The sequence below is a fragment of the Longimicrobiaceae bacterium genome (genome assembly GCA_035936415.1).
GTDB lineage: Bacteria > Gemmatimonadota > Gemmatimonadetes > Longimicrobiales > Longimicrobiaceae > JAFAYN01.
On record DASYWD010000434.1, the window covers coordinates 1 to 13,019 of the forward strand.

Below are 13,019 nucleotides of genomic sequence, written 5' to 3' on the forward strand. Positions count from 1 at the left end.
ATGAGGCTCGTCGAGAAGCGGGGGACGAGCTCGGCGGGCCGGACGTGCTCGCCCGGCTCGGCCAGGCCGCAGGTGGAGGCGAGCCACCCGACCACCCTTTCCGGCGCGATCCCCTCGCCGCGCAGCTCGGCCAGCGAGACGGCGCCGTGCCGCTTCGCGAGGCGCTCCCCGTCCGGCCCCAGCATGAGCGGGACGTGGAGCCACTCCGGCGCGGGGAGCCCCAGCGCCCGGTAGAGGAGGAGCTGCCGCGCCGTGGAGGAGAGCAGGTCCGCGCCCCGCACCACGTGCGTGATCCCCATGGCGGCGTCGTCCACCACCACCGCCAGCTGGTAGGCGGCGACCCCGTCCCTGCGGCGCACCACGAAGTCGCCGGTCTCCGCCGCCGGGTCGAAGGCCACCTCGCCCATCACCGCGTCCCGGAAGCGCACCTCCCCCTCCGGTACGCGGAAGCGCAGCGCCGCGGGGCCCCCCACCTCCCCCGCGCCGCGTGGGCGCTCCCTGCAGGTGCCGGCGTAGCGCGGCCCCTCGTCGCTGGCCCCATGGGGGGCGCTGGCCGCCGCCGCGATCTCCCTGCGGGAGCAGTAGCAGGGATACACCAGCCCCGCGGCCTCCAGCCGCCCGAGCGCCTCCGCGAACCGCTCCCGGCGCTCGGACTGGAGGTAGGGCGCGTGCGGCCCGCCCACGTCCGGCCCCTCGTCCCAGTCCAGCCCCAGCCAGCGCAGGTCGTCGAGCTGGGCCTCCATGTACCCGGGGCGCACCCGGCCGCGGTCCAGGTCCTCCACGCGCATGACGAAGCGCCCGCCCGCGCTCCTCGCGTGCAGCCATGCGAGGAGTGCGGTGCGGGCGTTCCCCAGGTGCAGCCGCCCCGTGGGGCTGGGCGCGAACCTACCCCGGACCATTCGGCGCGACCGCCAGGAGCGTCCTACTTTCGCACTCCCGCACTCCCGCACCTTCGCACTTCAGGTCCCTCCCAGCATGTCGTCGATCCTCGCCTGCAGCGACGGCCGGGTCTCGCCCGCAAGGGCGCTCTCCAGGAGGTCGGCCAGCTCCTCGCCGAAGTCGTCCGGGAACTTGCGGCGCAGGCGGACGAGCGGCGCGAAGGCCAGGAGCACGGTGCGCTCGCCGTCCTCGTCGTCGCCCGCGTGCGCCTCGCCGCGCCAGGCGTCCGGGTCGCTGCTCCAGGGCTCCGCCGGCGGGCCCTCCCCCTCGGCGTCAGGCCCTGCCTCCAGGGCGTCGTCCGGGCCGCCCTGCATGGTCACGGACAGGCCGACCATGGCGTGGACCTCGGCGCCCGCGTCCGGCTCCTCGGCCAGCACGCCGAGCTGCACGGGGGCGAGCGTCGCCTCCTCCAGGACCGCCACCGTCTGCGCCGGGAGCAGGGCGCGGAAGGAGGGCCGCTCGTTGCCGGCCACGTAGAAGGCCACCGGGATCAGGTCGGAGTCCTCGGGGACCAGCCCCTCGGGGTCCGTCTCGCGGATCTCCAGCTCGACCGGCTCTTCTCTCAGGTAAACGTGCATCCGTCCTCGATATCGCTCAAAGGGGCTCTGCGGGTGTTTCGCGGCTCATACCCCCGCCCGCGCCGCACGATCCCCGCCCGTGCGCCGGCCGCGCAACCCGCGCCGCGGCAGCGGGATCCGGGCCCTCGCGGCGGCGGCCCGGGGATTGCCGCCCCCGTGCGGGGCCGAGGCGCGTGGCGCCGGCCCCGGTGCGGCTTATCTTTCCCGGCGCGCCCCGAGACGCGGGGCGCGCACCGTCTTCTGCGAGACCGACGCGACATGCTCCCCGTAGTCCAGCCCGACGCCCGCGCCGCCCGCCTGGAGCGCGCCCTCCGCGAGACGGTCCGCGGCGAGGTCCGCTTCGACGCCAAGAGCCGCCTGCTGTACAGCACGGACGCCTCGCTGTACCAGATCATGCCGGTGGGGGTGGTGCTCCCCCGCGACGCCGACGACGTCCGCGCGGCGCACCGGCTGGCCGCGGAGCACGGGGTGGGCGTCCTCCCCCGCGGCGGGGGGACGGCGCTCGCCGGGCAGACGGTGGGCGCCGCGCTGGTGCTGGACTTCGGCAAGTACATGAACCGGGTGCTGGAGGTCGACCCGGAGAGGCGCCGCGCCCGGGTACAGCCCGGGGTGCGGCTGGACCGCCTGAACCGCGCCGCCGCCCCGCACCGCCTCCACTTCGGCCCGGACCCCGCCACCATCCGCCAGTGCTGCCTGGGCGGGATGATCGGCAACAACTCCTGCGGCGCCCGCTCGCTGGCCTACGGCAAGACCGGCGACCACGTCCACACGCTGGACTGCGTCCTCCACGACGGCGAGGCTGCCCGCTTCGGCCCCGTGGCGCGGGACGCGGTGGCGGCGATGCCCGGCCGCGAGGGGGAGATCGCCCGCCGGGTGCTGGGGATCCTGGAGCCGCACCGCGACTCCGTGCTCGCCCGCTACCCGAAGATCCCGCGCCGCGTCTCCGGCTACAACTTCGACGCCATGCTGGAGACCCCGGAGCTGAACCTGGCCGACCTGATCGTGGGCTCGGAGGGGACGCTGGCGACGGTCGTCGAGGCCGAGCTGGGGCTGGTCCCCCTCCCCGCCGCCCGCGCCCTGGTGCTGCTCTCCTTCCGGGGGCGCTGGGACTCCATGGACGCCATCCCCCAGATCCTCCCCGAGCGGGGTCTCTCCGCGCTGGAGATCGTGGACTCGCGGGTGCTCCAGGGGGCGCGCGAGCTGTTCGAGTTCCGCGCCACGGCGGCGCTGGTGGAGCCGGACGCGCTGGGGGTGCTCTTCTGCGAGTTCTCGGGCGACTCCCCCGAGGAGGTGGCGGAGCTGGCGAACGACTTCGCCGCCCGGGCCCTGCGCCTCCCCGGCGCCCCGGTCCCCGGCGTCTTCCTGGACCCGGCGGTGCAGGCCGCGGCCTGGGCGCTCCGGCAGGCGGCCACCGGGCTGCTGTACCGCACCACCGCCACGCGCGACATCCGGCCGCAGGAGTTCGTGGAGGACACCGGGATCCCCCCGGAGAAGCTGGGCGCCTACACCCGCAGGTTCGAGCAGATCGTGAACCGGCACGGCACCACGCTGGGCTTCTTCGGGCACGCGGGGCACGGGTGCCTGCACATCCGCGTGGACCTGAACCTCAAGCGCGGCGAGGACGTGCGCCGCATGCAGGGGATCGCCGCGGACATCGCCGCGCTGGTGGTGGAGTTCGGGGGCTCTCTCTCCGGCGAGCACGGCGACGGGCTGTCCCGCTCGGAGTTCCTCCCGCTGATGTTCGGGGACGAGGTCATCGAGCTGCACCGGCGGGTGAAGCACCTGTTCGACCCGGAGGGGCGGATGAACCCCGGGGGGAAGATCGTCCCGCCCTACCAGCGCATGTCCGACAACCTCCGCTTCGGCGAGGACTACGCCGCCGAGGCGCCGGAAACGTGGTTCGACTACTCCGCGGACGGCGGATGGGACAAGGCGGTGGAGAAGTGCAACGGGATGGCCGTCTGCCGGAAGCTGGACGCGGGGACCATGTGCCCCTCCTTCATGGTGACGCTGGAGGAGGAGCACACCGTCCGCGGCCGCGCCAACTCGCTGCGCGAGGCCATGCGCGGCAGCCTCGCCGGGATGCGGAGCGAGGAGACGCTGGAGGCGCTCGACCTCTGCCTCCAGTGCAAGGCGTGCAAGACGGAGTGCCCCGTCGGGGTGGACATGGCGCGCTACAAGGCGGAGTTCCTGGCGCAGCACTTCCGCGAGACGGGCACCCCCGCGGCGGCGCACTTCTTCGGGCGGATCCACGACTTCGCCCGGCTGGGGAGCGTCTCCCCCCGGCTGGCGAACCTGGGGAGCACCCTGTTCGGCGGGGTGATGAAGGCGGCGGCGCACATGGACCCCCGGCGCAAGCTGCCGACGTTCGACGCCCGGCCCTTCCGCAGGGAGTGGCGCGGCGGCCGGGGCGACGGCGACGCTCGGCCGACGGTGGTCCTCTTCGACGACACCTTCCACAACTTCTTCCAGGCGGGGCCGCTGCGCGCCACGGCCACGGTCCTGGAGCGGGCCGGCTTCCGCGTGGTGCTCCCCCGGCGGCAGGTGTGCTGCGGGCGCGCGGCGATCTCCAAGGGGCTGCTGGACCACGCGCGCGACAAGCAGCGGGAGCTGGTCGACGCGCTGGCGCCGGAGGTGGAGCGGGGCGCCATGATCGTGGGCGTGGAGCCGAGCTGCATCCTCACCCTGCGCGACGAGCTCCCGGACTTGGTGCGCGACCCGCGGGCGAAGACGGTCGCCGGGGCGGCGATGATGCTGGAGGAGTTCCTGCTCTCGCTCCCGGACTGGCGCCCCGGACGCCTGGAGCGCCGCGCCCTGGTGCACGGCCACTGCCACCAGAAGGCCATCGTGGGGATGGAGCCCACGCGGGAGGTGCTGGGGCGGGTGGAGGGGCTGGAGTTCACCGTGCTGGACTCCGGGTGCTGCGGGATGGCGGGGTCGTTCGGGTACGAGCGGGGGCACTACGACGTGTCGAAGGCGGCGGGTGAGCGGGTGCTCTTCCCCGTGGTGCGCGGGGCGGCCCCGGACGACCTGGTGGTGGCGCCGGGGTTCTCCTGCAGGAGCCAGATCGGCGACTTCTGCGAGGGAAGGACGGCGATCCACACGGCGGAGCTGCTGGCGATGGCGGAGTAGGAGCATGGTGGGCCCCCGCATCCGGCAGGTTAGATTCGGGAATGGCTGAACGCGATCAACGGGAGCATGGAGCATGGGAGAACGTGCGATCGACCTGAAGCAGGCCCAGGCCCGCCTGGTGGAGATCGTCCACGAGGCGGCCGACGGCGAGGAGATCGTCCTCACCGAGGACGGCGAGCCGGTGGCCCGCATCATCCCGATCTCCCGCAGGCGCAGACCTCGCGAATTCGGCAGCGCGAAGGGGCTGATCCGCATGTCCGACGACTTCGATGCCCCGCTGGAAGACTTCCGGGAGTACATGTAGCCGATGGCCGGGCGCTTCCTGCTGGATACGCATACCTTCGTCTGGTTCATCGGAGCCGATCCGCGGCTGAGCGCCCAGGCGCGAGCGGTGGTGGAGGAACCGGAGAGTGAGCTTTTCCTCAGCGTCGCCAGCCTCTGGGAGATCGCGATCAAGTTCAGCCTCGGCAAGCTCGCCCTCGCCCGCCCGTTCGCGGAGTTCATCCCGGAGCAGCTCGAACGGCAGAGCATCGGCGTTCTCGGAGTCGAGATCCCCGACCTCGCCGTCGTGTCGAAGCTCCCGCTGCACTACCGGGACCCATTCGACCGGCTCATCATCGCCCAGGCGAGCACACGGGAACTGCCCATCGTCGGCGTCGATGAGACGTTCGACCTCTACGGGGTCGTTCGGATCTGGTAGACACAGGATGCAGACGGTGATCGCTGCGAGTTACGAACAGGGCGGGCGCTCGCTGGAGCCCGGATGCTCCTGGGCCACGGCGGTGCCGCGCGCCTGGATGAGCGGATGACCTGGGAGCAGAGGGATAGCGATCTGAACGACACCAATCCGGAAGCGGCAGAGATCCAGGCGAGCATCTACCGTCGGATGACCGGAGCGGAGCGCCTGAAGCTCGCGATCGAGATGAGCCTTACTGCGCGCAGCCTCACCCTGGCGCGCCTCCGCACCCAGCACCCGGACTGGTCCGAGGCCGAGCTGAAGCGCGAGCTGCTGCGCTACGCATTCGGCTCCGCTTCCCGAGCCGCTGCGCTGATGGCCGAGGACATCTTCCGGCGGGTCATCGGCGCCCTGGAACAGGCCCACACAGCAGCTCCTCATCAGCATCGTCAGGCTGTTGGGAATCGCAGCTAAGCACAGCGGGGCAAACCGTTCTTCCCCGCGGCGAGTGAACACCGCGTCCGTCACCTTCGAACCGCGCCGGGTCGGAGGCGTCCCGCTCCTGCTTGCGGTTCCCAGGGAAGGGAGCGGGCCCCTGCCCCTCGTCCTCTGGTTCCACGGCTTCGGGGTGGACGCGGAGGTGCACCGGCCGGAGCTGCAGCGGCTCGCCGAAGCCGGGTTCGTCGCGGCTGGCGTCGATGCCGCAGGGCACGGACGCCGCCGCCTGTCGGACCTGGACGCCCGCATCGGCGCCCCGCGGGAAGCAGCGCGGCGGACGATGCTGGAGCTCGCCGCCGAGACGGCGGGGGACGTCCCGGCGGTCGTGCAGGCGCTGGTGGACGAGGGGCTTGCGAACCCCCGGCGCGTGGCCGTGGCGGGAGTCTCCATGGGCGGGTACGTGGTCTACCGGAGCCTCCTCGTGGAGCCCTCCATCCGCGCCGCGGCCGCGATCCTCGGCTCGCCCGAGTGGCCGGGGGACGACAGCCCACACCTGCATCCGGAGGCGTTCCACCGGACGGCGCTGCTCTCCGTCACCGCCGGCGCCGACGAGAACGTCCCCCCGGCCGCCGCGCGCGCCTTCCACCAGGCGCTTGCGGAGGGACACCCGGAGCCGTCGCGAGCCCGCTACATCGAGATCCCGGGGGCGGAGCACCTGATGAACGGCGAGCAGTGGGAGGTCGCGATGGACGAGACGATCCGGTGGCTCATGGCCCACACGCTGCATGAATGAAGGCGGGCGTAGGCGACGCCCGCCCCGCTCCCATCCTGCGCCTTCGACGATGCGACTGTACCCGATCGCCCAGCTCCTCCTCACCTTCGCCCTCGCCGCGTGCGGGGACGACCGCGCCGCCGACGCTCCGGCCGAGCCGCTGATGGCCTTCGACACGGCGACGCTCCGGGTCGCTTCCGGGGCCGACACCGCCGTGCTGCGCGTAGAGCTCGCCACGACCGACGAGCAGCGCGCCATGGGCCTGATGGAGCGCGCGTCCCTGCCGCAGGACGCGGGGATGCTCTTCTGGTACCCGGAGACCCAGCCCGACAGCGGCGCGTTCTGGATGTACCGCACGCGGATCCCGCTGGACATCGCCTTCGTGGACTCCGCGGGGACCATCCGGGCCATCCACGCCATGGAGCCCTGCACCAGCCCCGATTCTCGATGGTGCCCTTCCTACCCCGCCGGGGCGCCGTTCCGGGGGGCCCTGGAGGTGAACCGCGGCTACTTCGCGCGGCGGGGGATCGACGTCGGGGACCGGCTGTTGCTAGAGGAGATCGGCGGCCCGGCGGGCGCGGGCCGACCGTAGCCGCCGGGGGCCGGCGGCATCCACCGTGGCTGGAGATCCCATGCGCATCCTGCGAACCCCGGAGGAACGCTTCGCCGATCTGCCGGACTACCCCTTCGCCCCGCGCTACACGGAGGTGGACGGGCTGCGCATCCACCACGTGGAGGAGGGCCCCGCCGACGCGGACCCCGTGCTCCTGCTGCACGGCGAGCCTACCTGGTCGTACCTGTACCGGCGCATGATCCCCGTGCTCGCCGCGGCCGGGCACCGCGCCGTCGCCCCGGACCTGGTGGGCTTCGGCCGCTCGGACAAGCCGGCGGAGCGGAGCGCCTACAGCTACGACCGCCACGTGGAGTGGATTAAGGCGTGGATCGCCGCCCGGGACCTGCGGCGCATCACGCTGGTGGGGCAGGACTGGGGGTCGCTGATCGGGCTGCGGCTGGTGGCGGAGCTCCCGGACCGCTTCGCCCGGGTGGTGATCGGGAACGGGTTCCTCCCCGCGGGCGAGCGGCGCGCGCCCTTCGTCTTCCGCGTGTGGAAGGCGTTCGCCCGCTGGTCGCCCTGGTTCCCCATCGGCCGGATCGTGCAGGCCGGGTCCGCCACCCGGCTCCCGCCGGAGGTGATCGCCGCCTACGACGCGCCCTTCCCGAGCGCGGAGCACAAGGCCGGCGCCCGCATGTTTCCGCTCCTGGTGCCGCTCACCCCCGACCACCCGGCCACCCCGGCCAACCGGCGCGCCTGGGAGGTGCTGGAACGCTGGGACCGGCCGTTCCTGACCGCGTTCAGCGACCTGGACCCGATCTTCCGGGGCGCGGACCGGGTCCTGCAGCGGCGCATCCCCGGGGCGGCCGGGCAGCCGCACACCACCATCCGCGGCGCCGGGCACTTCCTCCAGGAGGACCGCGGCCCGGAATTCGCCCGGGTGATCGCGGACTTCATCGCGCGCACCCCGTAGCCCGGCGCCGGCGGCGGATGCGGCCTCCCTCACGAATCACCCATGTCTGAGCTGCGCGACTCTCCCCTGGGCCACCCGGACCGCATCGCCGCGCTGGAACGCACCGCTCTCCTCGACAGCCTGCCCGAGGAGAGCTTCGACCGCCTCGCCCGCCTGGCCTCGCGCCTCCTGGACGCGCCCGTGGCCCTGGTCTCCCTGGTGGAGCAGGACCGCCAGTTCTTCAAGAGCTGCGTGGGGCTGCCGGAGCCCTGGGCGTCCCGCCGCGAGACCCCGCTCAGCCACTCCTTCTGCCAGCACGTGGTCGACGCGCGTGAGCCCCTGGTCATCGAGGACGCACGGGAGCACCCCCTGGTCCGGGACAACCTGGCGATCCGGGACCTGGACGTGATCGCGTACGCGGGGATCCCCCTGATCACGTCGGGGGGCCACGCGCTCGGCTCCTTCTGCGCGATCGACTCGGAGCCCCGGCGGTGGACCGAGGCGGAGATCGCGACGCTGCAGGACCTCGCGGCGTCCGTCGTCACCGAGATCGAGATCCGGGCGCTGGTGGCCGAGCATGCGCGGGCGGAGGCGGCGCTCCGGGTGAGCGAGCGGCGCTTCCGCCTGCTGGTGGACGCCTCTCCCGAGCTGATGTGGTACAACGAGGCGGACGGCACCCCCGCGTACTTCAACCTGCGGTTCCGCGAGTACACGGGGCTGTCGCAGGAGGAACTGGTCGCGGGCGGGTGGCGCGGGACCATTCACCCGGATGACCAGGAAAAGGTGCGCGCCGCGCGGGAGCAGGCGTTCGCGGCGGGCAGCCCCTACGAGGTGGAGGACCGGCTCCGGAACCACGAGAGCGAGTACTGCTGGCACCGCGTGCGGGTGATGCCCGTCCGCGGCGAGGGAGGCGAGATCACGGCCTGGATCGGGGCGGCGGCCAACATCAACGACGTCGTGCTGGCAAAACAGGAGGCGGAAGCGGCGAACCGCGCCAAGAGCCAGTTCCTGGCCACCATGAGCCATGAGATCCGCACGCCGCTGAACGCCGTCATCGGCTACACGGACCTCCTCGACGCGGGGGTGGCCGGGCCGCTCTCCGGGGAGCAGCGGGGATTCGTGGCGCGGATCCGGGGGAGCGGCAAGCACCTGCTGACGCTGATCAACGACGTCCTGGACCTGGCGAGGATCGAAGCCGGGGAGATGACGGTCGAGCGCGAGCGCGTGCTGCTCAGGGAGGTCGTGGAGGAGGCGCTCGGGATCGTCCAGCCGCTGCTGGAGAGCCGGGGGCTCCAGCTCTCGGACGAAACGGACTGCTATCCGGCGGTGGAGTTCTGGGGAGACGAGGGCCGCGTGCGGCAGGTGCTGGTGAACCTGCTCAGCAACGCGGCCAAGTTCACGGAAGAGGGGTGGGTCCGGCTCCGCTGCAGGGTGTACGCGGAGGCTCCGCGGGAGGTGGAGTCTCCGTACGGGGGGCCGTGGCTCGCGGTGGAGGTGGAAGACACCGGCGTGGGAATCGCCGCCGGGATGCTGGAGCAGGTCTTCGAGCCCTTCGTGCAGGTGGACGGCACCTACACGCGCACCCGCAGGGGCACGGGGCTGGGGCTCTCCATCAGCCGCACCCTCGCGCACCTCATGGCGGGCAGCCTCACGGTCCGGAGCACGCCGGGCAAGGGCTCCACCTTCACGCTCTGGCTCCCGGCGGCCACCGGCGAGGACGACCTCGCGCCGGAGCGCCGCACCGGCGCCGACCGGCGCATCGGAGACGACCGCAGGAGCGGGGAGGACCGGCGCGGGAGCTGAGGGGAGCGCGCGCACCCGCCCGCGGCCCGGTGCGGCTGGCAGGCGGTTTGCTCAGGAGCAGCCGCTTCCGTCCGGCGGAGTCCTCTGGAGTCCCTGTCCTGCTGCGTATGACCAGACCACCCCGGCACTGTTCCTCGTCCGCCCGGTCGGCGGACGAGCTGCGAGGCTCCGACGAGATGTACCGCCTCCTCGTCGAGTGCGTGGCCGACTACGCCATCTTCATGCTGGACCCCGGGGGGCGCGTCCTGAGCTGGAACACCGGGGCCGAGCGGCTCAAGGGCTACACCGAGGAGGAGATCGTGGGCGGGCACTTCTCCGTCTTCTACCCGCCCGAGGCACGGGAGGCCCGGTATCCCGAGCAGGTGCTCGCGCGGGCCGCGGAGCGGGGACGGCTGGAGGACGAGGGCTGGCGGGTCCGCAAGGACGGCAGCCGCTTCTGGGCCAGCGTCGTGATCACCGCGATCCGCAACGACCGGGGCGCGCTCCTGGGGTTCGGGAAGGTGACGCGGGACCTGAGCGTCCGCCGCGCCATCGAGGAGCGGCTCAAGGACAGCGAGGAGCGGTACCGGGCCTTCTTCGAGAACAACCCCGACCCGGTCTACGAGCTGGACCTGGAGGGCCGCTTCACCGCCGTCAACGGGCCCGCCGTCCGGGTCACGGGGCGTGGGGAGGAGGAGCTGCTCGGGAGCTCCTTCATGGCGCTGGTCACGCCCGAATGCCTGGACCGCACGGTGGCCGCGTTCCGCGAAGCCGTCTCCGGCGAGCCGCAGTACGTGGAGACCGCGATCCACGCGCCGGATGGGCAGAGGGTGCTGCTCGGCGTGACCGCCATTCCGTACCGGGTCAGAGGCCGCATCGCCGGCATCTTCGGCGTCGCCGAGGACGTCACGGAGGCCCGGGAGCACGCGGAGGAGCGGGAACGGCTGCTCAAGGAGCTCTCCGCCGAGCGGGCGCTGCTGGACGCGGTGCTGGACCAGATGCCCTCGGGCGTGTCCATCGCCGAGGCCCCTTCGGGCAGGCTCCTCTACCACAACGAGGAAGCAGAGCGGTTCCTCGGCCACCCGACGATCGTGCGGGAGGACTACCGCGCCTTCGCGGAGTACGGGGCCATCCACCCGGACGGGACCCCCTACACGGCCGAAGAGTACCCGATCGCGCGGGCGCTCCTCCGGGGGGAGACGGTGCGCCAGGAGGACGTCCTCTACCGGCGCGGAGACGGCGTCGTCGCCCACCTGTCCGTGAACGCGGCGCCGGTCCGGGACGCCGACGGGAAGACGCTGGCCGTCGTGAGCACCTTCCAGGACGTCTCGGAGCGCAGGCGGGCGGAGCTGGCGCAGCACCTCCTCTCCGAGGCCGGGCGCATCCTCGCGCACGCCCTGGGGGACGAGGACACGCTGGAGAAGATCACCCGCATGCTCGTCCCCGAGTTCGCCGACTACGGCACGATCTACCTGCTGGAGGGCGGGGAGGTCCGCCGGCTGGAGGCGACCCACGCGAACTCGGCGCAGCAGGAGGCGTTCGAAGGGCTCATGCGCCGGAACCCGCTCGAGCTGGACTCGGAGATGCCCGCCGCGCGGGTGATGCGGACCGGGACTCCCGAGCTGGTCGCGGAGATCACGGACGAGCACCTGGAGGCCATGGCGCACGACGCGGACTCCAGGGAAACGCTGCGGCAGCTCCATCCCCGGTCCTACCTGGTCGTGCCGCTCATCGCGCGGGGGAGGACGCTGGGGGCGCTGGCGCTCGCGCAGGCCGAGTCGGGACGGCGCTTCGACGGCGACCACCTCGCCCTCTTCCAGGAGCTGGGGCGGCGGATCGCGTACTCCATCGACAACGCCCGGCTGTTCCGGGAGGCGGAGGAGGCGCGCGAGGAGGCGCAGGCGGCCAACCGGGCCAAGAGCGAGTTCCTCGCGAACATGAGCCACGAGATCCGCACCCCCATCAACGCCATCGCGGGCTACACGGATCTGCTGGAGATGGAGATCGCCGGACCCGTCACCGACGGCCAGCGCCACCAGCTGGAGCGGGTCCGCGCGAGCAGCCGGCACCTGCTGGCCCTGGTCGAGGACATCCTGGACCTGGCCAAGGTGGAGGCCGGGCGCATGGAGGTGGCGCACGAGCGGGTCTCCGCCGCCCACGCGGTGGAGAGCGCGCTCGCCATGGTGGGCCCGCAGGCGGTACGGAAAGGGGTCACGCTCACCGACCGCTGCGCCGCCGAGGAGGGGACCGTCTACGTGGGGGACGAGGACCGGGTGCGGCAGATCCTGGTGAACCTGCTCTCCAACGCGATCAAGTTCACGGACCCGGGCGGAGAGGTCCGGGTCACCTGCGGTACCCGGGACCGCCCCGATCCGGGAGCCCAGCTCTTCGAGGATGGGCCGTGGGCCTACATCCGCGTGCAGGACACCGGGATCGGGATCGCGCCGCAGGAGGTCGAGAGCATGTTCCGGCCCTTCGTGCAGGCCGAGCAGGGCCACACCCGGACCCAGGGGGGCACGGGGCTCGGGCTCACCATCAGCCGCCAGCTCGCCCGGCTGATGGGTGGAGACCTGGCGGCGGAAAGCGAGGTCGGAAGGGGCTCCACCTTCACGCTGTGGCTGCCGACGCGCCAGCGCCGGGGCCCCAGCGTCGACGAGATCGTGCAGGAGCTGGACTCCGAGCCCCACAGCCTCGCCCGCGTGGGCCGTGCCCTCCGGGAGCACGCCGACCGGATCCTGGTGGGCTTCGTGGAGCGGCTCCGGGCGGACCCGCTCGTCCCCCGGGCCGCGACGCTCCCGGCCGCGGACGTGGAGGACCACCTCTCCACGCTGCTGGCGGACGTCGCGCAGTCGCTCGTGATCCTGGAGGAGGGGACGGCCGACCCGTACGTGCTGCTCCGGGAGGGCACGCAAATCCAGCGGCTCGTTGCCATGCTCCACGGGGAGCAGCGCGCCCGCCTGGGCTGGAGCGAGGAGGCGCTGGCCCGGGAGTTCCAGATCCTCCGGGAGGAGGTGGCGGGCTCCGTGCCGGGGGAGGCCGGCCTCCAGGCGCGCACGCGCGAGCCCGACCTCCCCGCTCGCCTGCTGGAGCACGCGGAGCGGACGAGCCTGCGTGCGCTCCGGGCCACGCTGGCGGCGCAGGAGTCGTAGCCGCAGGCCGGAGTCCACGGCCGACCGCGGCGCCGGGCCCCCCGCCCC

General features: G+C 73.0%; 11 protein-coding genes. 9 read left to right on the forward strand and 2 right to left on the reverse strand.

The features are described 5' to 3' along the window. Both gluQRS and VGR37_17680 read right to left on the reverse strand, forming a co-directional pair. Nucleotides 1-899: tRNA glutamyl-Q(34) synthetase GluQRS (gene gluQRS, locus VGR37_17675; GenBank protein HEV2149236.1), on the reverse strand; the 899-nt coding region annotated here is incomplete at its 3' end. A gap of 60 nt (nucleotides 900-959) precedes the next feature. Beyond that, on the reverse strand, nucleotides 960-1,517 hold the full coding sequence (locus tag VGR37_17680) for a hypothetical protein (GenBank protein ID HEV2149237.1): 558 nt from the start codon (nucleotides 1,515-1,517) through the stop codon (nucleotides 960-962). Nucleotides 1,518-1,775: 258 nt separating this feature from the next. Between VGR37_17680 and VGR37_17685 the strand changes: the two genes are divergently transcribed. The 9 genes from VGR37_17685 (at nucleotide 1,776) to VGR37_17725 (ending at nucleotide 12,971) form a co-directional block, all read left to right on the forward strand. Beyond that, nucleotides 1,776-4,649, forward strand: coding sequence for an FAD-binding and (Fe-S)-binding domain-containing protein (locus VGR37_17685; GenBank protein ID HEV2149238.1), 2,874 nt, complete (start codon nucleotides 1,776-1,778; stop codon nucleotides 4,647-4,649). 73 nt (nucleotides 4,650-4,722) lie between these two features. Further along, a complete protein-coding gene (locus VGR37_17690; GenBank protein HEV2149239.1) occupies nucleotides 4,723-4,953 on the forward strand; it encodes a type II toxin-antitoxin system prevent-host-death family antitoxin in 231 nt (76 codons plus the stop codon). Between the two features lie 3 nt (nucleotides 4,954-4,956). Then, a complete protein-coding gene (locus tag VGR37_17695; GenBank protein ID HEV2149240.1) occupies nucleotides 4,957-5,349 on the forward strand; it encodes a type II toxin-antitoxin system VapC family toxin in 393 nt (130 codons plus the stop codon). A 63-nt stretch (nucleotides 5,350-5,412) separates the two neighbouring features. Continuing rightward, the gene (locus VGR37_17700; protein HEV2149241.1) at nucleotides 5,413-5,799 is read left to right on the forward strand and encodes a hypothetical protein; all 387 of its coding nucleotides are present in this window, start codon (nucleotides 5,413-5,415) and stop codon (nucleotides 5,797-5,799) included. A 34-nt stretch (nucleotides 5,800-5,833) separates the two neighbouring features. Then, nucleotides 5,834-6,556, forward strand: a complete 723-nt coding sequence (locus VGR37_17705; GenBank protein HEV2149242.1) for an alpha/beta fold hydrolase — start codon at nucleotides 5,834-5,836, stop codon at nucleotides 6,554-6,556. A gap of 49 nt (nucleotides 6,557-6,605) precedes the next feature. After that, the gene (locus VGR37_17710) at nucleotides 6,606-7,127 is read left to right on the forward strand and encodes a DUF192 domain-containing protein (protein ID HEV2149243.1); all 522 of its coding nucleotides are present in this window, start codon (nucleotides 6,606-6,608) and stop codon (nucleotides 7,125-7,127) included. Between the two features lie 40 nt (nucleotides 7,128-7,167). Then, nucleotides 7,168-8,061, forward strand: coding sequence for a haloalkane dehalogenase (locus VGR37_17715; protein ID HEV2149244.1), 894 nt, complete (start codon nucleotides 7,168-7,170; stop codon nucleotides 8,059-8,061). Nucleotides 8,062-8,103: 42 nt separating this feature from the next. Then, complete coding sequence (locus VGR37_17720; GenBank protein HEV2149245.1) at nucleotides 8,104-9,843, forward strand: ATP-binding protein; 1,740 nt, start codon at nucleotides 8,104-8,106, stop codon at nucleotides 9,841-9,843. 107 nt (nucleotides 9,844-9,950) lie between these two features. Then, nucleotides 9,951-12,971, forward strand: a complete 3,021-nt coding sequence (locus tag VGR37_17725; protein HEV2149246.1) for a PAS domain S-box protein — start codon at nucleotides 9,951-9,953, stop codon at nucleotides 12,969-12,971. The last annotated feature ends 48 nt before the right edge of the window (nucleotides 12,972-13,019 follow it).

Excerpts from the sequence above, each read along its gene's own strand:
- VGR37_17680 (HEV2149237.1), bottom strand. The coding sequence starts at position 1,517 with ATGCACGTTTACCTGAGAGAAGAGCCGGTCGAGCTGGAGATCCGCGAG.
- VGR37_17685 (HEV2149238.1), top strand. The coding sequence starts at position 1,776 with ATGCTCCCCGTAGTCCAGCCCGACGCCCGCGCCGCCCGCCTGGAGCGC.
- VGR37_17690 (HEV2149239.1), top strand. The coding sequence starts at position 4,723 with ATGGGAGAACGTGCGATCGACCTGAAGCAGGCCCAGGCCCGCCTGGTG.
- VGR37_17695 (HEV2149240.1), top strand. The coding sequence starts at position 4,957 with ATGGCCGGGCGCTTCCTGCTGGATACGCATACCTTCGTCTGGTTCATC.
- VGR37_17700 (HEV2149241.1), top strand. The coding sequence starts at position 5,413 with ATGCTCCTGGGCCACGGCGGTGCCGCGCGCCTGGATGAGCGGATGACC.
- VGR37_17710 (HEV2149243.1), top strand. The coding sequence starts at position 6,606 with ATGCGACTGTACCCGATCGCCCAGCTCCTCCTCACCTTCGCCCTCGCC.
- VGR37_17715 (HEV2149244.1), top strand. The coding sequence starts at position 7,168 with ATGCGCATCCTGCGAACCCCGGAGGAACGCTTCGCCGATCTGCCGGAC.
- VGR37_17720 (HEV2149245.1), top strand. The coding sequence starts at position 8,104 with ATGTCTGAGCTGCGCGACTCTCCCCTGGGCCACCCGGACCGCATCGCC.
- VGR37_17725 (HEV2149246.1), top strand. The coding sequence starts at position 9,951 with ATGACCAGACCACCCCGGCACTGTTCCTCGTCCGCCCGGTCGGCGGAC.